The sequence below is a fragment of the Emticicia fontis genome, assembly GCF_054779675.1.
In genome coordinates this window covers 130,393-156,186 of sequence record NZ_BAAGXU010000021.1, presented here as the reverse complement: position 1 = coordinate 156,186, position 25,794 = coordinate 130,393, and the positions used below count along the sequence as shown (strand labels likewise).

At 37.7% G+C, this 25,794-nt stretch carries 25 protein-coding genes; 10 read left to right on the top strand and 15 right to left on the bottom strand.

Going from position 1 to position 25,794, the window contains the following annotated elements; genetic code table 11:
* Positions 1–9 precede the first annotated feature (9 nt).
* The 4 genes from ACYVFA_RS12795 to ACYVFA_RS12780 all read right to left on the bottom strand — a co-directional run bounded on the left by ACYVFA_RS12795 (position 10) and on the right by ACYVFA_RS12780 (position 4,078).
* On the bottom strand, positions 10–372 hold the full coding sequence (locus ACYVFA_RS12795) for a hypothetical protein (RefSeq protein ID WP_460472221.1): 363 nt from the start codon (positions 370–372) through the stop codon (positions 10–12).
* A gap of 16 nt (positions 373–388) precedes the next feature.
* Positions 389–1,984: a hypothetical protein gene (locus ACYVFA_RS12790; RefSeq protein ID WP_460472220.1), complete on the bottom strand. Its 1,596-nt coding sequence runs from the start codon at positions 1,982–1,984 to the stop codon at positions 389–391.
* Between the two features lie 307 nt (positions 1,985–2,291).
* Entirely contained in the window at positions 2,292–3,017 is a 726-nt protein-coding gene (locus tag ACYVFA_RS12785; RefSeq protein ID WP_460472219.1) for a LytR/AlgR family response regulator transcription factor, read from the bottom strand.
* A complete protein-coding gene (locus ACYVFA_RS12780) occupies positions 3,014–4,078 on the bottom strand; it encodes a sensor histidine kinase (RefSeq protein ID WP_460472218.1) in 1,065 nt (354 codons plus the stop codon). Before ACYVFA_RS12780 ends, ACYVFA_RS12785 begins: the two co-directional genes overlap by 4 nt.
* A 212-nt stretch (positions 4,079–4,290) precedes the next feature.
* Between ACYVFA_RS12780 and ACYVFA_RS12775 the strand changes: the two genes are divergently transcribed.
* Positions 4,291–4,824: a hypothetical protein gene (locus ACYVFA_RS12775; RefSeq protein WP_460472217.1), complete on the top strand. Its 534-nt coding sequence runs from the start codon at positions 4,291–4,293 to the stop codon at positions 4,822–4,824.
* 19 nt (positions 4,825–4,843) lie between these two features.
* Here ACYVFA_RS12775 and ACYVFA_RS12770 read toward each other — a convergent pair whose 3' ends face one another.
* Entirely contained in the window at positions 4,844–5,158 is a 315-nt protein-coding gene (locus ACYVFA_RS12770) for a winged helix-turn-helix transcriptional regulator (protein ID WP_460472216.1), read from the bottom strand.
* Positions 5,159–5,324: 166 nt separating this feature from the next.
* Between ACYVFA_RS12770 and ACYVFA_RS12765 the strand changes: the two genes are divergently transcribed.
* Positions 5,325–6,236 carry a ClpXP adapter SpxH family protein gene (locus ACYVFA_RS12765; RefSeq protein ID WP_460472215.1) on the top strand — a complete coding sequence of 304 codons (912 nt, stop codon included), beginning with the start codon at positions 5,325–5,327 and terminating at the stop codon, positions 6,234–6,236.
* Positions 6,237–6,347: 111 nt separating this feature from the next.
* Here the strand turns inward: ACYVFA_RS12765 and ACYVFA_RS12760 are convergent, their stop codons facing one another.
* The 3 genes from ACYVFA_RS12760 to ACYVFA_RS12750 all read right to left on the bottom strand — a co-directional run bounded on the left by ACYVFA_RS12760 (position 6,348) and on the right by ACYVFA_RS12750 (position 8,166).
* The gene (locus ACYVFA_RS12760; RefSeq protein ID WP_460472214.1) at positions 6,348–6,590 is read right to left on the bottom strand and encodes a Kazal-type serine protease inhibitor family protein; all 243 of its coding nucleotides are present in this window, start codon (positions 6,588–6,590) and stop codon (positions 6,348–6,350) included.
* Positions 6,591–6,645: 55 nt separating this feature from the next.
* Positions 6,646–7,668, bottom strand: a complete 1,023-nt coding sequence (locus tag ACYVFA_RS12755) for a PorP/SprF family type IX secretion system membrane protein (protein WP_460472213.1) — start codon at positions 7,666–7,668, stop codon at positions 6,646–6,648.
* Between the two features lie 159 nt (positions 7,669–7,827).
* Complete coding sequence (locus ACYVFA_RS12750; protein WP_460472212.1) at positions 7,828–8,166, bottom strand: alkylphosphonate utilization protein; 339 nt, start codon at positions 8,164–8,166, stop codon at positions 7,828–7,830.
* A gap of 338 nt (positions 8,167–8,504) precedes the next feature.
* On the opposite strand from ACYVFA_RS12750, the gene ACYVFA_RS12745 reads away from it, so the two are divergent.
* Together ACYVFA_RS12745 and ACYVFA_RS12740 are read left to right on the top strand one after the other, a co-directional pair.
* Positions 8,505–9,293 carry a carboxypeptidase-like regulatory domain-containing protein gene (locus ACYVFA_RS12745; protein WP_460472211.1) on the top strand — a complete coding sequence of 263 codons (789 nt, stop codon included), beginning with the start codon at positions 8,505–8,507 and terminating at the stop codon, positions 9,291–9,293.
* A gap of 185 nt (positions 9,294–9,478) precedes the next feature.
* Positions 9,479–9,754, top strand: coding sequence for a hypothetical protein (locus ACYVFA_RS12740; RefSeq protein ID WP_460472210.1), 276 nt, complete (start codon positions 9,479–9,481; stop codon positions 9,752–9,754).
* 242 nt (positions 9,755–9,996) lie between these two features.
* Here the strand turns inward: ACYVFA_RS12740 and ACYVFA_RS12735 are convergent, their stop codons facing one another.
* The 4 genes from ACYVFA_RS12735 to ACYVFA_RS12720 form a co-directional block, all read right to left on the bottom strand.
* Positions 9,997–11,211 carry an MFS transporter gene (locus ACYVFA_RS12735; RefSeq protein WP_460472209.1) on the bottom strand — a complete coding sequence of 405 codons (1,215 nt, stop codon included), beginning with the start codon at positions 11,209–11,211 and terminating at the stop codon, positions 9,997–9,999.
* A gap of 45 nt (positions 11,212–11,256) precedes the next feature.
* Positions 11,257–11,931, bottom strand: coding sequence for a FadR/GntR family transcriptional regulator (locus ACYVFA_RS12730; RefSeq protein ID WP_460472208.1), 675 nt, complete (start codon positions 11,929–11,931; stop codon positions 11,257–11,259).
* 134 nt (positions 11,932–12,065) lie between these two features.
* Positions 12,066–12,986, bottom strand: a complete 921-nt coding sequence (locus tag ACYVFA_RS12725) for a helix-turn-helix domain-containing protein (RefSeq protein ID WP_460472207.1) — start codon at positions 12,984–12,986, stop codon at positions 12,066–12,068.
* The gene (locus ACYVFA_RS12720) at positions 12,986–13,786 is read right to left on the bottom strand and encodes an SDR family NAD(P)-dependent oxidoreductase (protein WP_460472206.1); all 801 of its coding nucleotides are present in this window, start codon (positions 13,784–13,786) and stop codon (positions 12,986–12,988) included. The genes ACYVFA_RS12725 and ACYVFA_RS12720 overlap by 1 nt, the downstream gene beginning before the upstream one ends.
* A gap of 259 nt (positions 13,787–14,045) precedes the next feature.
* Here ACYVFA_RS12720 and ACYVFA_RS12715 point away from each other — a divergent pair, with 259 nt between their 5' ends.
* Entirely contained in the window at positions 14,046–16,475 is a 2,430-nt protein-coding gene (locus ACYVFA_RS12715) for a TonB-dependent receptor domain-containing protein (protein WP_460472205.1), read from the top strand.
* Between the two features lie 89 nt (positions 16,476–16,564).
* On the opposite strand, the gene ACYVFA_RS12710 is transcribed toward ACYVFA_RS12715, so the two are convergent.
* On the bottom strand, positions 16,565–17,479 hold the full coding sequence (locus ACYVFA_RS12710; protein WP_460472204.1) for a hypothetical protein: 915 nt from the start codon (positions 17,477–17,479) through the stop codon (positions 16,565–16,567).
* Between the two features lie 230 nt (positions 17,480–17,709).
* Entirely contained in the window at positions 17,710–18,444 is a 735-nt protein-coding gene (locus tag ACYVFA_RS12705) for a carbon-nitrogen hydrolase family protein (RefSeq protein ID WP_460472203.1), read from the bottom strand.
* A 176-nt stretch (positions 18,445–18,620) separates the two neighbouring features.
* Between ACYVFA_RS12705 and ACYVFA_RS12700 the strand changes: the two genes are divergently transcribed.
* From ACYVFA_RS12700 to ACYVFA_RS12685, 4 genes are all read left to right on the top strand, one after another.
* Positions 18,621–20,879, top strand: a complete 2,259-nt coding sequence (locus ACYVFA_RS12700; protein ID WP_460472202.1) for a TonB-dependent receptor — start codon at positions 18,621–18,623, stop codon at positions 20,877–20,879.
* A gap of 477 nt (positions 20,880–21,356) precedes the next feature.
* Complete coding sequence (locus tag ACYVFA_RS12695; protein WP_460472201.1) at positions 21,357–22,778, top strand: serine hydrolase; 1,422 nt, start codon at positions 21,357–21,359, stop codon at positions 22,776–22,778.
* Between the two features lie 194 nt (positions 22,779–22,972).
* Positions 22,973–23,725, top strand: a complete 753-nt coding sequence (locus ACYVFA_RS12690) for a hypothetical protein (protein ID WP_460472200.1) — start codon at positions 22,973–22,975, stop codon at positions 23,723–23,725.
* Positions 23,726–23,897: 172 nt separating this feature from the next.
* A complete protein-coding gene (locus tag ACYVFA_RS12685) occupies positions 23,898–24,356 on the top strand; it encodes a YciI family protein (RefSeq protein WP_460472199.1) in 459 nt (152 codons plus the stop codon).
* A 2-nt stretch (positions 24,357–24,358) separates the two neighbouring features.
* On the opposite strand, the gene ACYVFA_RS12680 is transcribed toward ACYVFA_RS12685, so the two are convergent.
* Positions 24,359–24,730, bottom strand: coding sequence for a winged helix-turn-helix transcriptional regulator (locus ACYVFA_RS12680; protein WP_460472198.1), 372 nt, complete (start codon positions 24,728–24,730; stop codon positions 24,359–24,361).
* A gap of 140 nt (positions 24,731–24,870) precedes the next feature.
* Between ACYVFA_RS12680 and ACYVFA_RS12675 the strand changes: the two genes are divergently transcribed.
* A complete protein-coding gene (locus ACYVFA_RS12675; RefSeq protein ID WP_460472197.1) occupies positions 24,871–25,740 on the top strand; it encodes an SDR family oxidoreductase in 870 nt (289 codons plus the stop codon).
* The last annotated feature ends 54 nt before the right edge of the window (positions 25,741–25,794 follow it).

Here is a 25,794-nt window from a genome sequence, read left to right as displayed (position 1 = left end):
TAAAATGTACTAAAAGCAACCAGGGCCACAGCATATTTCCCATTTACAAGTCCTTCTATTAAAAACATGAGTGCATTGCCCATCTGAAGGTATCGGTGGTCTGGGAGGTATTGGCCTACCATTACATAAATCTCTTTCAATTTCTGTATCAGCAGCTAAAACTCCTCTTGATTCTACCCTAAGCCTCGAGTCTTCTAGAAGAGAATCTCTTCTCTCTTCTACTGAAAATTTTATTGTTTCGATTTTACTTTGGGCAATTCCCTCAATTTTACCATCAGCAATTAACTCGTTAATTGATACAATCAATTGTTCTATGGAAATATTTCTTGCAGTTTTTTTCCATATAGTTTTATTTGTATTTTTATTAGCCATATAACATTATTAAAAGTTAATTAGTAACACTTATTTTATTTGGTTTTAGGTCCTTAAATCCATTAAATAATTTTTCAAGCTCAAAATCAAGAGACAACCCAGCAAAGTTCATATTAGAAAAATTTCTTATTCCATTAGTATCAACATTAAAATACCACATTTTACCACCTACTAATCTTAGAGCATTTCCAAGTCTAAAGCCAAAACCTGTTAAAAGAGAACTATTTTCAAAAAAATCTAAACGCTTACTACTTTCTACTTTTACCAATGTCCACCCGACAAAAATCGACAGAAAATGAAATAAGTTTTTGTGCTTATAAGACCAGAAATGCAAGTCCTTATTAATTGGTCTAAGATTAACATGAAAACCTAGGTATGGCATAAATTTATAATCATTTTCTCTACCATTTGCAAATAATCGTGTGTTTACCAAGCCAAAATCAGGTACTATGGAATATGCACTTCTTGCTGCAAAATTAATAGCGAAAGAATGACCCTCTACAAGTTCTGCTACATTGAACTTCGGATCTTTAGAAATTTCATTTTTAATATCTGTAAGTAGCTTTTCAATTTCTTTTAGTATTTTCTTACTTGTTCTAAGTTCTTTCAGATAGGCGCTAATATTAATGCTTATACTAATTTGAGAAGCAAAATTCACTGAAAGGCTTCTTGAAAGAGTTTCTAGTCTTGAGAGACTATCAATTGATTTATCAATCATCTTGATTCTTTCAGAGTATTTCAATGTATCTATTGCCTCACAATATCTACAACCAATCGATAAATATCCATTAAGTGTTTTTTTATAAAAATCTATATCGAGTCTGTGCAACTCATTAATCATATTAAGTGTTTCGTTATTTAACATAAACTTTTCTCTGAATTTTTCGTCAATTGCGGCATTTGCTGAAGCAATTATTTTCAAAAAATCATTCAAGTTAGGATTACCATTAAATAATACATGCAAATTTGAAATTGCGATTGAGCTATCAAGAGAAGTCAATAATGCATCAATTTTATCATATTTAATCTTTAGACTTGCATTATACAAACTGTCTACGTTTTTCTTCGCTATGTTAATGTCAGTAGTGTAATTAAATCTTAGACCGTCAAATCTATCAGCAATCGCATCTGATAAATCGAGATATTTTTTTTCAAAGACAGAATCAGTAGTAAGACCACGTTTAAGCTTTCTGTATGAATCAAAAATTTCATATGTTTTTTCATTTGGCCCTGCAGAAAAAATAAGTGTATATCTTTTGTTTGGTTCTAATAAAAATTTGCTCTTAAAATCAACAAACAAATAGTTCTTTTTCTTCTCATCAATCTCTACTTTAAAATAACTCTTTGGAAATGTTTCGTATGCTTTTTGATTATTTAATAATCTTTGCTCAACCGATTGCTTTAAATCAAAATTCAGTACTTGCTGTACTATATAAACGAAACTAACTTTTTTACCTGTAATTGGTATTTTAAGAGTAAAAGCTTGGTCGAAAGGTAAAGGTTCTTTGGGCGTAAGCGTAATTGAGTCTATCTCAATTACTTTAGAAGGTAACTGCGCATGCGTTACAATAATTGTTAAAAATATTAGGGCAGCAGTAAATATTATTTTCATGAATATTAGATATTTTCGTCTAATTTCAGAATTTAATCAGAATATTAATATTTTTTTTATTTTACGGCTTATTTATTTAATTTAGGGATCAGAAATGCTCATATTTGACTTAATATTAAAGTTAATATTGTTTTAATTAAGCTTTATCTGGAGGAGAGATTTGACTTTAACAAATTTTTTCCATTTACCTTTGACAACTCAGAGTAAATTCATTTTAGGATAGCATAGGCTCTCTAATTATAACTTTTCCGTTGTCTATTTACAGTTTTGAATCAACCTAGTTTAAGATAGGACATTCGACAATACTTCATCTACTCAACAACTTACTTTTCACTACAATTTCTATTACCTGCTCACGCATGGTGCGGCTGATGGGAATCAGGTGGCTTTGAATGGTGATGTCGTTGTTTTCGATGCTTCCGATTTTGGCAATGGCTACCAGATAGGATTTGTGCACACGTAGAAAACGAGTTGGGTCAAGGTATTCTTCTACGGTTTTCAGGGGGAGCAAAGTCATATATTTGCCTCGGGTGGTGAAGATAATTACATAATTCTGGAGGGCTTGTACAAACAGAATTTCATCAATCAGAATCTTTTCATACTTGCTTTCGCATTTGATAAACAAGTAGTCTGGCTCTGAATTTTGTGGCTGAATATCTGTTTTCAGGTTTTTCAGAAAGTGTAATTCCTTAGCCTTGTTGGTAGCTTTAAAGAATCGATTGAATGTAATGGGTTTTAGTAGATAATCCACTACATCAAACTGAAAGCCCTCTAAAGCGTAATTGGGATAGGCCGTTGTAATAATGACCATTGGCAGATTAGTCTTGATTTTCAGAAAGTCCAGCCCTGTCATGTGCGGCATTTGAATATCCAGAAATATTAGGTCGATGCGTTCATTTTCCAGTATTTTATTCAGTTCTAGCGGATTCTCGGCAATGGCTACCAGTTCGAAGTAGTCAATTACCTCGATATACTTCATCAAGCCTTCGCTTGCCAATGGCTCATCATCTACTATGACACACCTGAGTTTCATTTTAAATCTATCGTAAGCGCTACTTTATAGGTTTTAGCATCATTTTCAACCTGAAGTTGATGGTGGTGCGGATAAATCAGATTCAATCGGCGTTGTACATTCTTTAATCCTATACCCGATGAGGGTGAAGTGGACTCCCCTCCCCGACTGTTTTCTATGTGCATTTCCAGTTGTTTATTGTCTTTTACCGCCAGGCACATCCGTATGAAATTCTTCTGTGTTTTTCCTTTAGATACGTGTTTGAAAGTATTTTCAACAAACGGAAGAAGGATAAAAGGTGAAATACTTACCCCCTGTGCCGAAGCATGGTTAATCTCAAATTGCAATTCGGTCTGGTTCTCATTCAGGCGAAGTGACTCTAATTCTATAAAATTCTCTAAAAAATGCAATTCTTTACTTAGTGGAATCTCCTGATCGTTGCATTCGTATAATTGATAGCGCAACATTTCTGAAAATGAGGCCAGTGATTCAGATGCTAAATCAGGATTTTTATGTATCAATACAAAAATAGAATTAATGGTATTGAATAAAAAATGAGGGTTTATCTGAGATTTCAGGTATTTCAATTCGGTTTCGAGGTTGTCTTTTTCTAAATCACGGCGTTTTTTCTCAGTTTCCAACCAGTTTTTGCCTAGTTTTATACTCATGGCCAATGTCATGCTGCCGACAGTAGATGGAAAGGCGTTGGAAGTAAAAATAAGCAGGAATTGGTCAGGGCGGCGGCCGAATATCTGTTCAAAAGTCAGATCAGAGAAATAGGGAGCCAGATAGTAGCCTCCTACAATAAAAGCAGAACAAACCATTATGGTAAGGATAACCAGTGCAATATAAGTTTTATACTTACCTAAATATAAAAACCTCGGTATAAGGTAATACAGATTAAAATAAGCGCCTAAGGCCTGAAAAACGATATAACCGTAGAATTTAACAGGAAAAGCTCCCAGAAAAAGATAGGCATAAGCATCATGAAGATTGCCGATGTTAATCCACATCCACAATAAATGATAGCCTATCCAGAAAAGAATGTGATGAAGCTTATATCTAAAAAACCAGTTTTGCATCAAACGGACAAGAAATTAGCGATTCAATTATTTTAAACGAATGTAGTATTAATCTTGCTTGCTCCAAAAAGCAGTTTGACGTAATGTAGGAAATAATTGATGAAATGCAGAGGTGTAGCTCATAAATCATCTCAGATATTATTTTTTATGTTTTGACGATAAAGTTAAAATATGAATAGTTAATATTGTTTTCCATTTGATGTTTAAGAGAAATGAAGTTTGATATTTATTTATCCTCACGCAATGTTATAATAATTGACCCCTTATTTCTTAATAGAAAGGTCTTAGATTATTTTATTCAATGGCCAATTGAAGAGCAAATTACGCCTGCTGAAGCAGAAAAAATCAATAAAGAGTTGTTTCCATATGGTCGTTCTATTATTGGTTTCTACTCGATAAATGACTTTGTTGAAGGTAAATATGAAATAGATGTTTCAGAAATATTCAGAATTTTCAAAGAAGACTTTGAAGAATATGATTTATCGGAAGAATGCTTATTTGGTGTGGATAGTGGTGAAATTCTGGTAATAGGGCTTGAATTTTTAAAAGCTTTGTTAGCTGAATATTCATCAAAAATTAACGACGAGTTTTCTTTAAAAGATTTATTAGGAACCCTTAATTCTCCTAAAAGTAAATTCAGGTTAATTGAAGCATTTGATATTGATAATACATTTACTGAATTTATAGGAGATGGAAGATATGCTGCAAGCCAAGATTTTATTAAAACTTCAAATTCTCTTTTTTAAAATATCAACAATCAATTGACTAATTCGCAAGCGCCTCCAATGTCTCAAATACCGGAATCATCGTTTTTCCTTTGTCTGTCAGATAGTACTCAATATGCAAGGGTTTCAGTTTAATCGTTACTTTTTCTAATAATCCTGTCTCTTCCAGTTCTTTCAGAGCTATTGCCAATGTCTGCTTGTTTGAGCCTTCTAACTGGCGCAATAGGCTACTGAAACGCAATGGTTCTTTCACAGCCAACCGAAAGATTTCGGGCTTCCATTTGCCTGATAGTAGTTTTAGCAATGTCTGCGCAGGGCATGTTTCTGAGGTTTCATCCATCTTTTTAGTAGTCATGTTTTTTTGACTTATTGACTGTGTTCGTAAGGTTTCAGACCTTTGTGCAATCATATAAAATAATTCAACTGAAAATGGTTCAACAAATTCAGACATGAACATTAAAACAATATTATTTCTCTTAATTGCCGGCATTTTTAGTTGCCAGGCACAAACCAAAAAACAAATGACAACAAATAATAATCCACTACTTTGCGACCCTGAAACAGGTATCTGTGAAATTCCCGGAGTGGCAAATACTACTGATAATCAAAAGATAAATGCGGTAAATAAGCCTGTAAAGATTATCTATTTCACAGACCCTATCTGTTCTTCATGCTGGGGGATTGAACCACAACTGAGAAGACTAAAACTGGAATATGGGCATGACGTTGAAATTGAATATCATATGGGCGGGCTTTTGCCTGACTGGAGTTATAATAGCGGTGGTATCAGCAAGCCTTCTGATGTGGCGCATCATTGGGATGAAGTAAGTCTGCATTATCAAATGCCGATTGATGGGGATGTTTGGCTGGAAGACCCTCTGGATTCGTCTTATCCGCCTTCTATTGCTTTCAAAGCAGCACAATTGCAGGATGAGAAAAAAGCGATTGTCTTCTTAAGAAATATGCGTGAAATGGTGTTTCTGCAAAAGAAGAACATTACCAAATGGGAAGTATTGAAACAGGCAGCCATAAAGGCAGGTCTGGATTCGGAGAAATTAAAACAAGATTATGAGGGCATAGGTAAAGAACTTTTCCAGGCTGATTTAAGTCTTGCTAAAAAAATGGGTGTCAGAGGGTTTCCTTCGATTTTTGTTACTAATAGTGCTGGTGATTCTGAGTTTATCTATGGCACTAAGCCTTACTCAGCTTATGAAACCTGGATTAATAAAATCTATCCTAAAACTGTCAAAATCACTTATGCAAAAGACTGGGAAAGCCTGTTTCATAAGTACCCTACGCTTACTTTAAGAGAATTTTCAGAATTGGCGGAGGTTTCTTTTAAAGAAGCAGAGAAAACGCTGGAAAAGCTGGTAGCGGAAAACAAACTTAAAAAGTTTACCACTAAAAACGGGGCAATCTGGATTAAGCAATAGATTGGTTTGATTTTGCATCGGGGGCTTCCGCAAAGCCCCTGATGCAAAATCAAATATTAACAAAAAACTCTATTGATGCGAGCATACCCTCTATTCCTATAAAGTCCCCCTTTAAGAGTCAGGAACAGTCTTCTTACATTCTCCCTCTGTATATTTCATTATCCCTCTGGCTTCTGCTTCGCACGAATTACCGTAGGTTTTGTTATTGCAACCGCATACAGGTTGATAAATGGCCGTACACATTCTGCCGTCGCTGGGCTTTTCAGTACATTGTCCTACTGAACTTGCTTTTTTATTACAGCACAAACAAGTCAGCAATATCGCTCCTATAAGAATGGATTTTCTGGTTTTCATGGTTTTTCTGTTTTGTTAAAGCAAATATAAAAAACCCATGCCACCGCAATAGTATCTATTGTTTCTTTTTAACCGCTGGTTTTGATTTATTTGCCGCAGGTTTGGGCTGATTATTTGTCGATTTAGGTGGATTAGTGATTGATTTAGAAGTATTGGTTGTGGTTCTGGCAGTATTGCTGACATTGCCGGATGTATTTGTTGAAGCTTTCCTTCTTATTTTAGAAAGGAAAAAGTATTTCACCCAGATACTATGATACTTAAAATCGGTAACATCTAAGGCATCCCGCTGATAGCCCAACATGATTTCGGGTTTGGGTTTAAAACCTACACCGAATCGCTGAACACCTGTGGTGCTGAAATTAAAGTTTTTTACACTCACGGCTCCATTTACATAAATCAGGTCTTTATATCTGAAAGCTATATCTGCTGCCAACAATTGTCCGGGACTTGTGGGGCCATATCTTTTATTTACATCAACCTGCAGATAAGCCGACGGAATAAACTTTATATCGTGCGACATATAGAAGGTGTACCCTCCTTGCAAAATCAGAGCTTTGTAGGGTGCATTAGTAAATTCGCCTTTCTCAACGGAAGTGACTATATGTGGAAACGAAAGCCCGATATAATTCTCTTTATTTTTATTCTGCAAGGCAACTCCTAAGCCATATCTGAATATTTTTCCCTCTTTAAATTCCAAAGGGCTATACATACCCAGATTTGCGCCGATTGCCAGGTTGGTATGCCTGCTGATGGGCATTTCGTAGGCGTAATCGAGCACGAGGGAGTTACTGGCCTGTTGTTGTCCCCAGATATATCCTCCAAAATGATGTGGACTTTTATCAGGGTGATAGGTACCAGAAGCCAGAAACTGATAATTGTTAAAGGAATAAGAACTGCCGGGATACTTAATTGTATAGTTCCCCGGAGAAAACGATAATAAGGCATTATTGGCTGTTGCATTTACCAATAAAGCGGGATTGATGATTTGTTTATCGAGATACCATTGCCTGAACTCGGTAATGGTTTGTGCGTTTACGGCACGAGCGGTAATCAATAGTAAAATGATTAGTCGTTTCATTGGGTATGTACGAATGTCAAGTTTGTGGTTATTATTCTAAACAACTCGTAGAAGTTTATATTGTTTAAGGAGAGAGATAATTGAGGGATTGAGGGATTGATTGAATGAGCGATTGAGTGAATGAGTGATTAGCCAAATGCACTCATTCACTTAATTCATTTATGCTTTTTTTACGAATTCGGATTTTAAACCCATGGCTCCGAAACCATCGATTTTACAGTCGATATTATGGTCTCCATCCGTCAGGCGAATGTTTTTTACTTTCGTACCAGCTTTCACGGGTTTAGGCGCACCTTTTACAGGCAAATCTTTGATAACTACCACGGTATCACCATCTTTCAGCTCATTTCCATTGGCGTCTAAAACCTTTGAGCCGATCTCTTCGGCCACTACTTCATCAGGGTTCCATTCATAAAAACATTCCGGACAAATCAACAGGCCATCACTAGGATACACGTATTCACAATTACATTTCGGGCAAGGTGGGAATTCTGACATAGTATTTTTTTAATTATTGAGGATCACAAAAGTACGGATATTTTTTAAGAATAAGGGTGGAACACCTAGAGCGACTCATATTTTCATTCTCAATTGTATACATTTCAACCCCGCATTCCTGCACATCAGCACCCGCATCCTACATTTCATGGCAAGAAAGATTTTCATTGGCAATGGTGGGTCGTAGTTTTGACCCAACAATTATGAAAAGTAGCTTATTTACCTAAGCTGAGTACTAAAAATAAAATTATGAAAAAGAAACAACTATATCTCACAAAAGCACACAATCTCATTACCTCATCTTATTTCAATATCATCTCTAAAAACAATTGATAGCCATGTCAATCTTATACATTTTCCGTTCTATCCTCGTTTCTGCTTGTTTGTTCGCAAGTGCAACTGCCTGTACTACACCAGAAGACAATGATCCAAGCCCCAATCCTGACCCAGGACAAGGTCAGGCTGGGTTTCTGACAGGGAAAGTAACCGACCCTGGCGGCAAGCCACTTGCAAAGGCTACTGTTTATATCAACAATACTGTTATCAAAGATAGAAGCGCCGAAACTACTTCGTCAGCCGATGGCTCTTATAAAATAGCAATGGTCGCTGGATTAGGCCAATGGGTAGCCAAAGGGTATATTCTGAAACAATATAATGGCCGTGTATATAAATTATTGCTTGACCCTGAAAATGATGAATCTTTTACGCAAGAAGAAAAGCCTGTCAGAAATTTTCAGTGGAAATTGCAGGGGCATGTGCCTGATTTAAGTCTGAATCTGTATTATGGGGGTTTGGCAGAATTATACAAAGACCCGAATGAAGAAAATATGAATGATACCGAGAATGTGGAATTTACATTTCAACCGGAAGGTGCGCTGATTGATGGCTCGCAGGGAAAAACCCTGAAATTGAGAGGTGGAAAAGCGGGCACACAAAATCGTAATAAATTGATTGATATTCCGATTGGTCGGTATAAAGTATCAGCCGTATATCTACCAACAGGCAAAGCGCTTAGAGTAAAAGATGCCTGGAATGATGATACTTATGCAAGCTCAGCTATTATCGAATTTCATGGTACTGAAGAATCTTATAGAGCCAATCAGATGGGGATTGCATTTAGGGAGTAGGCTCCCCCGCCCCTGAAGGGGAGCTAACACAGTGTGGCGCGCCGCGTTAGGGTGTACCACGCTGACTAGGTAGGTGAAAATCAGGCACTTTTTCCTTGTCCCGTTTTCCATTCTCCTTGTTCCATTATCCATTTTCTGACTCTGGAACAGTTTTTTTGTAGTATTTATTACCAAATGATATTACTATGAAAATGATGCAGTTATTGGCTTTTTCGCCTGCGCTGATGTATAATGCCAGATTTCTTAATTTTTTTCTGAATCCGGGAGATGGTACTTCTTATAATGGTGGCGAGGTAGATGATGAAGATGTGCTGGAAGACGAGAATCTGGAAGATGAGGAATTACCGGATGAAGAACCTACGCCTAAAGAAGATGATTTCAGCTATGTAGCTGACGATCAGAAGACTCCCCCTGAAAAAGAAGAAAGTAATTTTGAGCCTAATAATATTGATGAGAAATAGTGTTTAAGGGGTAATTTTAATGAGAGCGTCTCAAAAGTTTTTTGTACCAAATAATATTTGGCAGCGCTCAACCCCACACCCTAAATCCCTCTCCCCAACAATGGGAGAGGGACTTTTAAGCCCTTCCCCATTGTTGGGGAAGGGTTGGGATGGGGTGGACGCCGCGAGGTCTTTTTCCAAATATTATCGCTACGGCGCACCGTTTGGCGTACTTTACTTTTGATACACTCTCCAATACTCATTTATTTCTTTTTCTTCTCAATATCAGGTAAAAAACCTGTCAGAATACCTATTAATGGCAGATAAGAGCAGACGTCGAACATGAAACTGATGCTGGTGTGGTCGGCTAGTGTGCCTAATAGGGCTGAACCAAGCCCACCCATGCCGAATGCCAGACCAAAGAATAAGCCTGAAATCATACCCACTTTACCGGGCATCAATTCCTGGGCATATACCAGAATGGCTGAAAAAGCCGATGAAATCAACAAACCGATGAATATAGCCAGCACAGGCGTAAAAAACAGGTTGGCATATGGCAATAATAAAGTAAATGGCGCTGCTCCCAAAATAGAAATCCAGATGATATACTTCCGTCCGAATTTATCGCCTAATGGTCCGCCTGCAAAAGTGCCTGCAGCAACCGCAGCCAGAAAAATAAATAGCTGTATCTGCGCATCTTTTACGCTCAGCTGAAATTTATCCATCAGATAAAAGGTATAATAACTGGTCATACCTGCCATGTAGAAAAACTTCGAGAATATTAATAAGAGTAATATAAACAGGGAAATAGCTATGCGATTTTTGCTTAAACCTACACTTGTTTCTTCTACTGCCTTTTTTACTTTCGGCAGGGCTACTGTTTTATACCATTTACCTATATTAAATAGTAAGATGATTCCAATCAGTGCAGCAATACCAAACCAGAGTACACTATGCTGCCCATAAGGCACGACAATTAAAGCAGCCAACAAAGGCCCTAAAGCGCTTCCGGCATTGCCTCCCAGCTGGAAAATTGCCTGCGCCATTCCGCGTTTTCCTCCTGAGGCAAGATAGGCTACACGCGAGGAATCAGGGTGGAAAATAGACGAACCCACACCAATGATACTGACCGATAGCAGAATCCAGTAAAAATTAGAGGCATAAGCCAGATTAAACAAGCCAAACAATGAAATAGCCATACCGATAGCCAAAGAAAAAGGCTTTGGGTAGCGGTCGGTATAAAGTCCGACGAAGGGTTGCAGGATAGAGGCTGTCAGCTGGTAAGCTAAAGTAACCAGCCCAATCTGAGAAAAATCGAGGTGAAAACTTTCTTTAATGAGTGGATAGATAGCGGGAATAACCGCCTGAATCATATCGTTGAGCAAGTGCGCAAAGCTGATTGAATATAAAACTGTATAGACTGTCTGCTGAGCAAGTCCCGGCGCTGAGTGGGTGGTTGGTTTTGTTGTATTCATCATATCATCTGATGATTTATTATAAAAAAATTTAATTCAATCCATTGCTCAATGTCTGAGAATCAGAGTAGCATAGTGCAATGCTTTTTCAGCGTTGCGGTCTTTGATGCTCTGAAATAAAGAGGCGTGCAGGTCGTTGGTCTGGATAAAAGCTTTGGTATCGGCATGTATATTTAAAAACCAGCTTTTCAGATGGGTTGAGAATGCCTCGTACATATCAGCCAGAATTTCATTGCCAGATGCCTTTGCAATGCTCACATGGAAATTAATGTCAGCTGTTATACATTCTTCTAATAAACCGGCACGTGCTTTCTGGATCCGTTGGTTCAGATACATTTCTATCTGAGTCAATTGTTGAACATTGCGATTTTCTGCGGCTTTCTGGGCTATTTTAATCTCCAGCATCTGCCTTACTTCATCAATATCTTTGGCTTGTGCCCGTTTCAGTCTTTGATTCAGGGTTTCATTGCCAGATGAATATTCTTCGATGAATGTACCTACACCCTGTTGCACACGCAATAGCCCCGAGTTGGCCAACATACGTACGGCTTCACGGATGCTGGAACGACCCACACCAAATTGTTTCATCAGTTCGGGTTCGGTAGGCAATTTTTGATTTACCACATAATGACCCGACTGAATATAGGCACTAATCTGATTGGCTACCTCTTCGGCTAATGAGCGTTTATGTATCTGCATAGTCATCATATCATCTGATGACAAAGGTAATACTGATTATGAAAGTAAGCAAATACTGTGGATTAAAATTCTGTTTCATTATAGCCATCAGGTCATGAAGCAAAAGGTTGAGCCTCTGGACACCACCTTTTACGTCCAGTTTACTCAACTATGTCCCCTTAGTTAAATGAAGCCCGGAATTCTAAAGGTGTAATGTGGGTCTTGCTCTTGAAAAGTTTATTGAAGGATTGAGAATATTCAAAGCCCAGATAATAGGCAATCTCGCTTACGGTGAGGTTCGATGAGGCCAGCATTTCTTTAGCCTTCTCAATCAGTTTATTATGGATATGCTGCTGGGTGTTTTGTCCTGTCAGATTACGTAATAAGTCGCTTAGATAATTGGGAGAAAGGTTCAGTTGGTCGGAGATATACTTGACTGTTGGCAGACCCTGTTCTTCTATTTTGATGGTATTGAAGTAATCGTTCAGAATCATTTCAAGCTTAACCAATAAATCGCTGCTGACGTGTTTGCGGGTAATAAACTGGCGATTATAGAAACGATTCGCATAACTCAAGAGAAGAGATAGGTGCGAAAGAATAATGTCCTGACTAAAGTTATCAATATTGGTATGGTATTCTTCGTGAATGTGTTTCAATAGCCTTTCTATCATCTTTTCTTCCCGCGGTGATAGATGCAAGGCTTCATTGACGGCATACTGAAAGAAACCATATTCTTTTATTTTCTGCTCCAATACATGGCCTCTCAGAAAATCAGGGTGAATGCTGATTGCCCAACCGGTTGCGGGCATTTCATCGTCTTCATTCCAGCTCAGGATTTGTTCAGGTGCAAAAAACGACATCATGCCCTGGTCATAATCATAGTCGTTTTGCCCATATTTGGTTCGGCAAGTACATTTCCGTTTGACCGCAATTGAATAAAACTGATTAGTAAAATACCCTGTTTCTTTTACGGTAGTTCCATTTGAATCCTCAAATCTGCTGATACTCATTAAAGGATGTTGCGGTTGCGGCAAACCCATGAGTTGGTGCTGCAAAGCGATGGAGTCAATCGTAAACAGTTTTTTGCTTCTCGTTTTCATCACTGCGTCTTTTGTAAGGTTGAACGCGCACTATTCGCAATAAATTTCATAATCATTGAATTTGGTATCAAAGCGCCCACTTTTGCCCCAATCTTATTCATTAAGCCAGATACTACAATTCTTTTATTGCTTTTCAAACCTTTCATGACTTCTTCCACAACCATTTCGGGCGTTTGTATGTTCGCCTTGCCAAGTAAAGCTTTTTTATCCTCCTGACTTATTTTGGCTGTTTCAAAAAACCTGGTTTCAGTTGCTCCCGGGCATAGCAGCATAATGCGGATATTGAAAGGACGATTTTCTTCTGTTAATGCTTCTGTAAAAGACTTTACAAATACCTTACTCGCCGCATAGGCAGCCATAAATGGTGCCGGCATAAAAGCCGCCATTGAGGCTACGTTTATGATAGTCCCACTGTTTCGCTCACGCATTTGCACGAGATAACGATGGGTTAAAGAAACTAAGGCTACAACGTTCAATTGAATCATGGCTTGTTCGTCGGCAAGTGCAATCTGTGTAAAATCACCTGCCGTGCCTATTCCGGCATTGTTTATCAGGCATTCTACAGTTAACTGGCGTTTTTCTGTTTCTTCAAATATACGCAAATCAGCATTGGGTTCAGATAAATCCATGGCGATGTATTGCGCTGTAATACCATATTTCTGGCTCAATTGTGTGCATAAGGTTTTGAGTTTATTTTCAGAGCGTGCCACTAACACAAGGTTATGTTTTTCAGCCGCTAATCTATCTGCCCAGGCCTCACCTATCCCACTTGAAGCCCCGGTAAGCAATGTAACTTTCATATTATTCTGATTGATGTTTAATACTTTGCAAAGGTCTTGAATCTGACCCAAACAAAGGTATCCAAATCCCTGCGTGTTGTATCCAAAATAAGGAAGATGAAGAAAGGACCAAGGGAAACGTTGAAAGGAGGATAAATGGGATTTAAAACTGAGTTCATCTGTCAATCATTACGCTTCATCAACTATCATTTACAGTTTATCAACTCTTAAATTAGTGTATATAAGGCAAGCGTAAATTCATTGAAAAATTAAAGAAACAATGAAAACGCTATTACTACTATTGACAACACTTTGTTCGGTCACGGTCTTCGGGCAAATAACAGGTAAAGTAATTACAGCTAAGGCAGAGGCTGTTCCTTTTGCCAATGTGGTTTTACTTTCGGCACAAGATTCTACCATTATCACTGGGTCGGCCAGTGATGAGAATGGAAACTTTCAATTAAGTCCTTCCAAAACGGGTGAGTTTTTCCTGCGGATCAGTAGTATAGGTTATCAGAATTACCAATCGAAAGCCTTTACTTATACTAATTCATCTATTCAAATCTCTCCTGTCAGTCTGATAGAAGAAAATAATGCACTTAATGAGGTGACTGTTTCGGCCAAAAAAGAACTTATTCAAAATACGCCTAATGGCAAAGTAATCAATATCCAGAGTAGCCTGATGACCAAAGGCAGCAGTGCACTACAAGTATTAGAACGGCTTCCGGGGGTAATAAGTGACCGACGCAATAACCAGTTCAGTCTGAATGGGCAAAGTGGGGTAACTATCCTCTTTAATGGCAGAAGAGTACCTATGTCGATGGAAGAATTGATGAATTTATTAGAAAGTACCGTAGCAGATAATATTGAGAAAATAGAGTTAATTACCTCGCCTACTGCGCAATATGACGCCGATGGCGGCGCAGGCATTATCAATATTATATTCAAGAAAAATGAAAACGAGGGTACCAGACTGAACCTATCTGCCACGGCAGGCTATGGCTATCGTGAAAAAGCGCTTACCTCACTCAATTTATCACATGGCTTTAAGAAAGCTAATATCAATGCTTCGTACTCGTTTGGCCATAATCATGATTACTCGGGTTATAAAGGGCACGGCACTTCTATTTTCCCTTTTATGGGTGGTTTTAATAGTACCATTTTTGGGGGTATGACTGACCGTGTGCAACAAGTACATAATCTGAATCTCTTGGCTGAGTTCAGGCCTACGACCAAAACTTCTTTTGGTGGTGAAATATCACTTTCAGCAGGCAATACGCATAATCTGGTTGATATTACCGGAGACCGTACTATGCCTGATGGCAGTTTTTTAGGTTCAAGAGGCTTATCAGATGGAACTAACGAGAGACAGAACTTTATTTCATCTCTTTACCTCAACCAGAAACTTTCAGGTAAATCGCAGCTAAACTTTGATTTGAGTCATATAGGTTATACCAATGATAGTCCGAATCTGGTTACTTATCAATACTTCGACGAACAGGGCAATATCATCCCTCCTACCAATGCGATATTCAATTATGGTAATCGGGGACAAAGTCATTCAACGATTCATGTGGGTGTTCTGAGGGCTGATTATGTTTTACAAATCAATGCTAAAATACAGGCAGAATTGGGGGTAAAAGGTAGTTATACTACCAATGCTAACGAGAGTAATGTGGAGCGTAAAGTAAGTGACGTATGGGAGATTGACCCGCGTACACAAAGTAATATTCATGGTGACGAAAAAATCTTTGCGGCCTACTCACAATTCCGTTTCCTGCTTAATCCTAAATCTACTTTGCACGCAGGCTTGCGTTATGAATACTGGCAGCGGGAAATCAATATTTATACAAATGGATTTATTATTGCACAATTGTTTCCTTCTTTACTTTATACTTATGCCATTAACGATAAAAGCAATCTGAATCTAAGTTATAGCCGGCGTATCACCCGCCCTGCTTATACTGATTTAATTTCTAACCTTTTCTACACTGATGCTACTTTTGTTTTCTCTGGGAATCCGCTACTAAAACCAACTATTACTGATGTTGTAAAAGCAGAATTTAATAAGAAAGGATATAATATTGGCTTATCATTTCAATATGATTTGCACCCGATACTGCGCTATCAGATTACGGCCAATCCTCAGAATGATATTGGCGTATCCTCACCACAAAATCTTGATTATCAAAAAGGCGTCAGCTTATTTATGAGTGCACCTTTGCAGATTGCTTCCTGGTGGAAATTGACTTTGGGTAGCAATACCGCCTTGCGCAAATACAAGATTTCGTATAGTTTAAATCCGGCAGAAAAAACCTATCTTTTTCAGAATCTGAACTTTACACAGACTATTTCACTCCCTAAAAACTTTGAAATAGAACTATCCGGCTGGCAGACTTTCCCGTTTTTTGATGGAGCCAATCGTCTGAATGGCTTTGGTGTGGTTAATATGGGAATTGCCAAAAAACTCAAAAACGATAGAGGCACGTTTCAGTTATCATTACCAGATTTATTCCAGACTACTTCATACTATACACACATAGGCAGCATGACCCCTATTGCTTTTAATATCAGAAGTGAATCGAAATGGAAAGATGAAACTGCGCTTTATAGAGTTATTAAACTTACTTATTCAAGAAGCTTTGGTAGAAATACCCGCAGTATCAACCGAAATACGGATGATGAAGAGAGAGAACGGGTAAGGAAATAAAGGAAGGCATATTTTTACGAGCAAATAGAAATAAAACATAGCGAGTTTGCCCAAAGACAAACTCGCTATCTTCTATTCAGAAACTGGTTTTATAGTTTTCTATCTAACCAATGCATAATATTTAAAAGGAATTGCGCATTTTGTCTGGCATTAGGATGATTCATACCTGCTTTTACTTTTACAGGCCCGGATAATAGCGCCGAAAACATAGCTGCCTCTCCCATTACGACCAATCGGCCTTTACCATAATTCATAAATGCTCCATTAACAAGATTCTGCCCTGATATGCGTGGAGTTGCTTCATTAAATCCCCAGGCTTTCGCTGGCATTAATACTTCATAATTCTCATTAAGATTTGTCAAAATTGTTGCTTCTTTGGGTGCAATAAATCCCTGACCTGTAAAAACCATCAACGAATCAATCTGTTCATCCTTTGTTCTGCCTTTCGTAATGATATTCTGATTAAGGTTATTTCTTTTAAATGAAAAAACCTCTGGCTTTTTATCTTTTCTTAGTGCAAATCCATCTATAAAGTTAAAACCAAAAGCCATTGAGAGTTGTGCGGCACAGCCGGAAAATGGCATATGATCAGCAATAAGCATCAGGCTTCCGCCCTCTTCTACCCATTGTTTCAAAGTCGTAATTTCATTTTCTGTAAAGGCCGATTTAGAAGGCAATTTCCATTCGATAGTGCTATCAGTTAAAGCATTGGCAATGACTAAAATTTTAATATTGGCTAAATAATCGGAAGTAAATCTTTCATTGCCAGATTGCAACATATAACCGTCACTCTTTAATAATTGTCCGAAAGGGGCATATCTACCCGCCAATGTATGATAATTGAAATGTGCTTCATCTAATACAATGGTCGAACCTTTACCGGCTTCATACATCGTTTTTTTAATCGGATAATTATATTCCATATCTGCCACTTGTTGCGCATGTAGAGGAACAATAGAAAAGGAAAAAACCAGCAGGAAACTCAATAAAGTAAGATGTTTCATAGTTGACAGGTGATAAGAGTGGTTATGGTAAGTTTGAATAAATAGTTGATTTATATAAAATTAATCAGCCCCTTGTTCGGGGGCTGATTAATTATTTTTTCTATATGATTCTTAACAATTTAATTTCCTGATAAAATGATGGATGACCTGATAAATAATTCTGAAATATATCAAGGTCTTATTCTTTAAACAAGTAACTGTGGAGTAAAATTGTATATTAATTTTAGTTTTTAAATAGAAAGGTATTTAACATGATGTTCTCCAGTCTCTAAATCTATTATCAATAAACCCTCGTTGCTGTCATTTAAAGCTCTCACCAATTCTCCTTTAGCATTCCAATATCCAGTTCCACCGACACTCTCGAAATTATCACAATAGCCTACGCAATTGACCATTAATACTGGCATCTGGTATTGTTGGGCAATTATTGGGTAATGCAAGTAAGCTTTATCTACTCCTTTTTGAGATTTTGCTACACTTGCCAGATAAATCTTTGCATCGAGTTTATGGGCATTTTCTGCATGATTGGTTTGCAGAGATTCATAGCAAATGGCAGGAGCCACTTTCAGGCTATCAGGCCAAAGCAAAATCTGTTGGTTTCCTTCAACAAAATACGGTAGTTCATCAGTATGCAATTGTTGTTTGGCATAGGTTTGTAAAGGTTGATTTGGCTGGAAAATCAGCATCATAATTTCTATCCCTTTGGGAGTTCTGATTGGCATACCAGCACCAATTGTAATGATATGCTTACTACTTATTTGTTGAAATATCTCAAAACGCGCATCTTCAGGTGTTGTGGCTAGTGAGTCGGCTAATTCAGGTTCATATCCTGTCAATGAAAGCTCAGGAAAGAATATAGCATCAACCATTTGGGCAATTGCCTGATTGATGAGTCGACAATGATTCTCAATATTAGCCTGAATATCTCCTTTGATTGATTTTGTTTGTGCCAGACAGATTTTCATAATGGGTGCTCCTAACCCCTGAAGGGGGATTTACTTTTACTCTAGAAAATATAAAGATATGTTATTTAAAAGCAAGACTCAAAAAAGTATGCAAAAGTCCTATCCAAAAATAGTCTCTCCTCTTTTGAATAAAGTATATTATTTTTGTAACACTATTTCATCAGCAAAAACCACTTATGACTTTATTTAAACGTTTACTTTTTATACAATTACTTACTATTTCTACCGCTTTTGCACACTTGGGTATAATTGTAGGTAAAATAACTGATAGCAAAACCAAACAGCCAATCCGTGGGGCAAGCATTGTGCTGACGGGATTGAACCGTGGAGCTATTTCGGATGATGCCGGGTATTTTCAGATTAATAACCTTTCTCCCGCTCCGTATACTGTCGAAGTATCTTTTATGGGGTATATAGCACAGGCACAGACAGTAATCGTTAAAGCTGATGAAGCATCTGTGATTAATTTTATACTCGCCGGTACTGAGTTATCCTTAGAAGAAGTAAAGGTGTCTGCCGCTAATCCTCAGCATCAACAGGTGATCTCCAGCCTGGATATTAAACTGCGCTCTATCAACAACTCGCAAGAGGTGCTTCGGATTATTCCGGGTGTGGTTATAGGCCAACATGCCGGAGGTGGTAAAGCTGAACAGATTTTCCTTCGTGGTTTCGATATTGACCATGGTACTGATATTCGGCTTACAGTAGATGGTATGCCTATTAATATGGTTTCTCATGCACATGGACAAGGCTATGCTGATGCGCATTTCATCATTCCCGAACTGATTGATGGAGTTGATTTCAAAAAAGGTTTATATGATGCCGACAAAGGAAATTTCAGTACAGCAGGCTGGGCCAATTTCAGAACAAAAACAGTTTTAGACCAGAATTTCGTAAAGGCAGAAGTAGGGCAATTTAATACTTTCCGATTGGTAGGTGGTGCCAATATGCTTGGTCAAAAATTACCTGATAAAAATCAGAATGCCTATCTGGCTGGAGAATATAATTATTCAGATGCCTACTTTGAAGCGCCACAGCGTTTTAAGCGGCTGAATCTTTTAGGGAAATATCATGGGCATATCAGCCAAAACACCAACCTGACTTTTACGGCGTCTACCTTCTGGAGTAAATGGGATGCGTCAGGGCAAATTCCAGACCGGGCAATAGAAAGTGGCATGATTGGTTTCTTTGGTGCGATTGACCCTAATGAGGGCGGAGAAACAAGCAGAACAAATCTGAATGCCCAGTTTGTAACACTCACCAAACGTAATCATGTCTGGAAAAATCAGTTTTATTATTCCAATTATAATTTTGAGCTCTATTCTAACTTTACTTTCTTTCTGGAAGACCCAGTAAATGGCGACCAGATCAGACAAAAAGAAGCACGTAATTTATGGGGTTATAATAGCAATTATTCTATTGCACATGGAATCGGGCAAAAACAGTCTACGTTTAATATAGGCGTAAATTATCGCCATGATTTAACTAATAATTCAGAACTATCTCATACCAGAAATCGCTCCGAATTATTAGAAGCTGTCAAATTGGGAGACATCAACGAAGCAAATGTTGGCTTATACGCTGACGAAACTATTCAGCTGAGCAATAAATTATTAGCAACAGTGGGTGTCCGTTTTGATTATTTTCATAATCAATATCTCGACCACTTGCAGGCAGATACCAAAAGTAAAGCAAAGGCTACTATCCTATCGCCTAAGTTGAATCTATATTATACACAAAACAACCGATTACAATTTTATCTGAACTTAGGTAAGGGATTCCACTCTAATGATACGCGTGTAGTAGTAGCGCAAAATGGCTTGGATATTCTACCACCAGCCTATGGTGCTGATTTCGGTACAACCTGGAAACCTTTTCCGAAATTATTGATTAATGCCGCTTACTGGTATTTATGGCTACAACAGGAATTTGTCTATGTAGGAGATGCTGGTGTAGTTGAACCATCAGGGCAATCAGTCAGAAATGGTTTGGATGTATCGGTGCGTTATCAGCTGACTAAAAATCTCTTCGCCGATTTCGATGCCAACTGGGCAAAACCACGTGCCGTTGGTGAAGCAGAAGGACAGAATTACTTACCACTGGCCGTGAAGTTTACAAGTATTGGTGGACTGACATTTAAAAATAAAAATGGTTTCAGCGGAAGTCTGCGTTATCGCTACGTTGGTGACCGTCCTGCTAATGAAGATGGCAGCATTATAGCCAAAGGGTATTTCGTAACCGATGCTCTAGTGAGTTATACCAAAGGTCGCTATACAATGGGCTTAAATATCCAGAACCTATTTAATACCCGTTGGAAAGAAACACAATTTGCCACCGAAAGCCGTCTGAAAGATGAAAAAGAGCCAGTAGAAGAAATACATTTCACACCGGGCACGCCTTTTAATGCCAGAGCATTTTTCCAGGTAAGTTTTTGAAAAACAGCCCCTAGCCGATAAGTCGGACCTCCCTAAAGGGTAATTATACTCAGGAATAGATAATTATGTACCCTAAACCATTATCCTTGTAGCCAAAAGTTTTCGCATTTTTAAAGTTCCCTTTAGGGGTTAGGGGTAGCAGTTTAACGAGTTTTAGGATACATTTTTCTAGCCTCAACATATCCTCCCTTGGTTTTCATCACTCTTTTCGATTTCCGAAGCGGAAATTTAAATATCAGATAGTTTATATAAAAGAGCCGTCAATCTAATTCATGATTGTACGGCTATTTTGTTATTTTACGGTGAGAAAACACCCCTAACCGATAAGTCGGACCTCCCTAAAGGAGGAATTTATTAAAAACTTTCCGACATAAAAACTATCGGAATTCTCTCATTTTACTTTTCATAATTATTGAAAAATCTCTGTAACCTTTTTTCAAAGTCAGAGTATCCACAAAAAACACTTTTAATTTATTTATGAAAAAGCTAATTACTGTATTGTTGCTGATTACGCAACTGGGATTTGCACAATCGAGAGAAAAACAAGTAGAAGATTTTTTGCTCCGGCAGATGAAAGACTTCAAGATTCCAGGTATGCAGGTGGCCGTGATGCAAAAAGGTAAAATTGTATTAAACAAGTCATTGGGTACAGCCTATATTCAGGATAATATTGCGGTAGATAATCAAAGTATTTTTGCTATTAACTCCTGTACTAAATCTTTTACAGGTGTAGCTGCTATGCAACTGGTTGAAGAAGGTAAACTTGATCTTTCAGCTCCTATTTCACAGTATATAGATAGTTTACCAGTCCAATGGCAACCAGTCAAAATTCAGCAGTTATTAGCACATATTTCAGGTTTGCCTGATATTCTGCGCCTTGAAAACTCACCGGGTGGCTATAATGAAGCCCAAAACTGGCAAAAGATAATGACTTTACCAATGGATTTTCCAACCGGAGACCAGTTTAGTTATAATCAGACTAACTATGTACTATTAGGTAAGGTTATCAGCAAGTTAAGAGGAAAACCCTTTGTAAAGGTATTTCAGGAAAAACAGTTTGATGTAGTAGGAATGCCTCATACCGTCTTTGGAGATTCGCGCGATATTATTCCGCATTATGCGCCTACCTATGCTTTCAAAAAAGCGATGGATGGTCAGGTATTACCGGAAGAAAAATTGACCATCAATTATGCAGAGTTTCAACCTTCCAGGCGAACGGGTTCTGGATTGAACAGTACAGCTGAAGACATGGCGAAGTGGTTGATTGCTTTGCAACAAGGTAAATTGCTCAAGAAAGAGACACTCAAAACCATGTGGTCGCCTATTACTTTCAATAATGGCAAACCTACCAACTGGGCCTTGGGTTGGGGTGTAAACAAATTCCGTCCGAAACATTGGGCTGTCGGCATGAGCGGTGGTGGACGCTCAGCCTTCTTATTATATCCTGACGATGACCTGGCCGTAATTGTATTGACAAATTTACAAGGCTCTTCTCCTGAAAACTGGTTAGAGGAATTAGCAGGCTACTATAATCCTGAAATCCCGGCCTCTGACCCTATTACCATGTTAAGAATTGAGCTGGATAAACGTGGTTACGACAAAGCTATGCAGGTGATAGAAGAAGCCCGTAAGAAAGACCCAAGCCTCAAACCAGATGAAAATGAGCTTAATGAATGGGCTTACCGGGTTATGAGTAAAGATAAATATAAAGAGGCATTGGAACTCTTCAAACTAAATGTAGCGCTTTATCCTGATAGCTGGAATGTGTATGATAGTTTAGGAGAAGTCCTGTTAAAATTAGGAAATAAGGAAGAAGCCAAAAAGATGTATCAGAAATCGGTAGAGCTTAACCCTAATAACAATGGAGGAAAGCGGGTATTGGAGCGATTGAGTAAATAGATAATTAATCTCGTACCAGCTAAAATATCTGTGTGCCTCAGTGCAATTACTCTATGCAACTCTGTGATTAAAGGGTTGCATAGAGTAAAAAGCCCCAATTTAAATAGTTTATTTTATGTGATTCATTAAAGAAATATAGCTTCTTTTCTTTATCTTTGTCAAGACTCCACTCTATTGACGCTAAATAAAGAAAAATGAAAAACCTCACTCTTATCCTCCTGATTATCATTAGCTTAGGCTGTAAAAAAGAATCTGCCGACCCTAAAACTCCTACTGCTCCCGGCAAAAGATTCGCCAGTCTTACACTTAATAATAAGCCCTACGTCACTTTCGAATTTCAGAAGGGTTTATTGGTAAAAGAAAACTCCTTTACCTTTTGTGAAACCAATCCTTCTGATGAATATACTTATGAATATAACGCAAGCGGACAGTTAAGTAAACTGAAGACCACTACGCGTAGCATTTATTCAAGTATATCTGCTTTATGCAATCCGGCTTTAGGATTAAAAGGCGAAGAGGTATTTACCTATAATAATCAAGGAAAATTAATGAAAGTTACCCGAAGTATGGACGGTGTCTCTGGTACAACTACTGAATATGTTTATAATTTAAAAGGCTTTGTTGAAAAACAAACCATACTGGCGGGGCAAAATTCATTAGTTACCAGTTTTGAATACGATTCAAAAGGTAATTTAATTAAAGAAACAGATTCGGACGGTCAGGTTGCTTATTATGAATATGATGATAAAGTGAATCCTTATTACGAAATCAATCAAAGACCGGCATGGGTAAGTGCTTTTAATAAAAGCCCGAATAATGTAATCAAGGCTACTGGTAGATATAATTTTACCCGCACTTTTAAATATGATGCAGATGGTTATCCAACTGAAGTATCAGAAGATAATGGGTTTACTTATAAGTATAATTATACTACCCCTAACCCCTAAAGGGGGATTTTTTCACAATTTCACACATCATATACTATTAAGTTGTTGTATATATTGTTGAAAAGCGACTCACTCTATTAAAGCTTAAATCTGGCTAAAGGTTGATTATTCAATAAATTGTTAGCATATACTTGGTATTTTTCTAATATTTTCTTTGTAAAACCTATTGCTTATGTATAAATCTTTCCTCGCCTTATTTATGGTTGCGTTGGCTTTTACTGCAAATGCCCAAAGTACTAATCCGAAGTTCAGACAAGCTTTAGCAGATTCATTAGGTGCTGATGAATATGGGATGAAAATGTACTCATTAGTCATTCTGAAAACAGGGACTAATACAACTACTGATAAAGCTGTATTAGACAGCCTTTTCAGAGGCCATATGACGAATATGGGAAGAATGGAATCGGCAGGAAAATTGGTAGTAGCAGGGCCACTAAGTAAAAATGATAAAAATTATAGAGGTATATTCATTCTTAATGCTAAAACCCCCGAAGAAACTAAAGCCTTGTTAGAAACCGACCCAGCTATAAAAGCCAAGGTGTTAGAAGCAGAAATCTATCCATGGTATGGATCTGCGGCGCTTCCACTCTATATGAAACATCATGATGAAGTGAAGAAGAAAGATTTCTAGTCTTAATCTAACCCCATAGTTGCTCTTCTATGATTCAATCCCCAATTAAGCATACTATCTATTACATCAGATAATCTTTTTGCTGACTCTGTCAATTCATACTCTACCAGTACAGGCGTGGCATCATAAACCATCCGCTTCACCATGCCATTGAGTTCCAGTTCCTTTAGCTCTTTTGATAACATACGAGGTGTTATTTTCGGGATATTCCGCTGAATATCTGTAAATCTTTTGATACCAAACATTAATGAGCCTAAAATAGGCAATTTCCATTTGCCAGTCAGTACATTAAGCGTATCGTTCAGAGCCAGAACAAATTGTTCGGGGCATGATTTTGCATCGGCAAAATCCATTATTTTTTTGGTTACCGTCATGTTTTTTCAGATTACTATACTTTTGTATAGCACTATACTTTTGTATAGCACTATACTAAAGTATATCACTATATTTTATATAGCAAATATAACTACTTTTGCATCAATAAAACAATTTCTATTAATAAAAACACGAAACAATGATTTTAATAACAGGTGCAACAGGACATTTCGGTACTGCAACCATAGATTTTTTATTAAAAAAAGGTACTCCAGCCAAAGATATAGCAGCCTTGGTAAGAGATGAGGCCAAAGCCGGAGATTTAAAAGCGAAAGGCATTACCATTCTAGTGGGTAATTATGATGATTATGATTCTCTTGTAAAGGCATTTAACGGTATTGATAAATTACTTTTTGTATCAGGCAATGATGTGGTGAATCGTGGACTGCAGCAAGACAATGTGGTTAAGGCTGCAAAAGAAGCCGGTGTCGGACAGGTAGTGTATACCAGTTTTGTCCGTAAAAACGAAACTGAGACTTCTCCTATTTATCTGGTAGCTAAATCTCATTTATCAACCGAGAAAGCATTGAAAGAAAGTGGTTTAACTTATACCATTCTCCGCAATAATATCTACGCCGATTATATTCCGATGTTTGTGGGACATAATGTAACTGAAACAGGTATATTTTTCCCTGCAGGAGATACTCCTGTGGCATTTACCCTACGCAATGATATGGCAGAAGCAGCCGCTAATGTATTGATTAACGAAGGACACGAAAATAAGGATTATGCCATATCAAATACAGAAGCCGTTACATTCCACGATATTGCCAAGTTTATTAGCGAAGCTGTTGGTAAAGAAATAGGCTATGTAAGTCCTGAGCCTTCGGCGTTTATTGAAGTATTAAAGAATGCAGGACTTCCGGCCGAGCTTATTGGCGTTTCAGCAGGTTTTGCTGAAGGTTTTAAACAAGGAGAATTTGCTTCAACTGAAACTGATTTAGAAAAACTTTTAGGTAGAAAACCAGGTTCGGTGAAAGATTTATTAACTGGTATCTATAAAAAATAACTTATCCTGAACTTTGATTTAGCTGATTTAATGATTGCGCTGATAAAAATTATC

What these genes read in the sequence shown, in the direction of transcription:
- ACYVFA_RS12760 (WP_460472214.1), bottom strand. Translation starts at nt 6,590, where the DNA reads ATGAAAACCAGAAAATCCATTCTTATAGGAGCGATATTGCTGACTTGT.
- ACYVFA_RS12745 (WP_460472211.1), top strand. Translation starts at nt 8,505, where the DNA reads ATGTCAATCTTATACATTTTCCGTTCTATCCTCGTTTCTGCTTGTTTG.
- ACYVFA_RS12680 (WP_460472198.1), bottom strand. Translation starts at nt 24,730, where the DNA reads ATGACGGTAACCAAAAAAATAATGGATTTTGCCGATGCAAAATCATGC.
- ACYVFA_RS12790 (WP_460472220.1), bottom strand. Translation starts at nt 1,984, where the DNA reads ATGAAAATAATATTTACTGCTGCCCTAATATTTTTAACAATTATTGTA.
- ACYVFA_RS12770 (WP_460472216.1), bottom strand. Translation starts at nt 5,158, where the DNA reads ATGACTACTAAAAAGATGGATGAAACCTCAGAAACATGCCCTGCGCAG.
- ACYVFA_RS12695 (WP_460472201.1), top strand. Translation starts at nt 21,357, where the DNA reads ATGAAAAAGCTAATTACTGTATTGTTGCTGATTACGCAACTGGGATTT.
- ACYVFA_RS12775 (WP_460472217.1), top strand. Translation starts at nt 4,291, where the DNA reads ATGAAGTTTGATATTTATTTATCCTCACGCAATGTTATAATAATTGAC.
- ACYVFA_RS12675 (WP_460472197.1), top strand. Translation starts at nt 24,871, where the DNA reads ATGATTTTAATAACAGGTGCAACAGGACATTTCGGTACTGCAACCATA.
- ACYVFA_RS12795 (WP_460472221.1), bottom strand. Translation starts at nt 372, where the DNA reads ATGGCTAATAAAAATACAAATAAAACTATATGGAAAAAAACTGCAAGA.
- ACYVFA_RS12700 (WP_460472202.1), top strand. Translation starts at nt 18,621, where the DNA reads ATGACTTTATTTAAACGTTTACTTTTTATACAATTACTTACTATTTCT.
- ACYVFA_RS12710 (WP_460472204.1), bottom strand. Translation starts at nt 17,479, where the DNA reads ATGAAACATCTTACTTTATTGAGTTTCCTGCTGGTTTTTTCCTTTTCT.
- ACYVFA_RS12720 (WP_460472206.1), bottom strand. Translation starts at nt 13,786, where the DNA reads ATGAAAGTTACATTGCTTACCGGGGCTTCAAGTGGGATAGGTGAGGCC.
- ACYVFA_RS12740 (WP_460472210.1), top strand. Translation starts at nt 9,479, where the DNA reads ATGAAAATGATGCAGTTATTGGCTTTTTCGCCTGCGCTGATGTATAAT.
- ACYVFA_RS12685 (WP_460472199.1), top strand. Translation starts at nt 23,898, where the DNA reads ATGTATAAATCTTTCCTCGCCTTATTTATGGTTGCGTTGGCTTTTACT.
- ACYVFA_RS12725 (WP_460472207.1), bottom strand. Translation starts at nt 12,986, where the DNA reads ATGAAAACGAGAAGCAAAAAACTGTTTACGATTGACTCCATCGCTTTG.
- ACYVFA_RS12755 (WP_460472213.1), bottom strand. Translation starts at nt 7,668, where the DNA reads ATGAAACGACTAATCATTTTACTATTGATTACCGCTCGTGCCGTAAAC.
- ACYVFA_RS12780 (WP_460472218.1), bottom strand. Translation starts at nt 4,078, where the DNA reads ATGCAAAACTGGTTTTTTAGATATAAGCTTCATCACATTCTTTTCTGG.
- ACYVFA_RS12705 (WP_460472203.1), bottom strand. Translation starts at nt 18,444, where the DNA reads ATGAAAATCTGTCTGGCACAAACAAAATCAATCAAAGGAGATATTCAG.
- ACYVFA_RS12735 (WP_460472209.1), bottom strand. Translation starts at nt 11,211, where the DNA reads ATGATGAATACAACAAAACCAACCACCCACTCAGCGCCGGGACTTGCT.
- ACYVFA_RS12690 (WP_460472200.1), top strand. Translation starts at nt 22,973, where the DNA reads ATGAAAAACCTCACTCTTATCCTCCTGATTATCATTAGCTTAGGCTGT.
- ACYVFA_RS12750 (WP_460472212.1), bottom strand. Translation starts at nt 8,166, where the DNA reads ATGTCAGAATTCCCACCTTGCCCGAAATGTAATTGTGAATACGTGTAT.
- ACYVFA_RS12765 (WP_460472215.1), top strand. Translation starts at nt 5,325, where the DNA reads ATGACAACAAATAATAATCCACTACTTTGCGACCCTGAAACAGGTATC.
- ACYVFA_RS12785 (WP_460472219.1), bottom strand. Translation starts at nt 3,017, where the DNA reads ATGAAACTCAGGTGTGTCATAGTAGATGATGAGCCATTGGCAAGCGAA.
- ACYVFA_RS12715 (WP_460472205.1), top strand. Translation starts at nt 14,046, where the DNA reads ATGAAAACGCTATTACTACTATTGACAACACTTTGTTCGGTCACGGTC.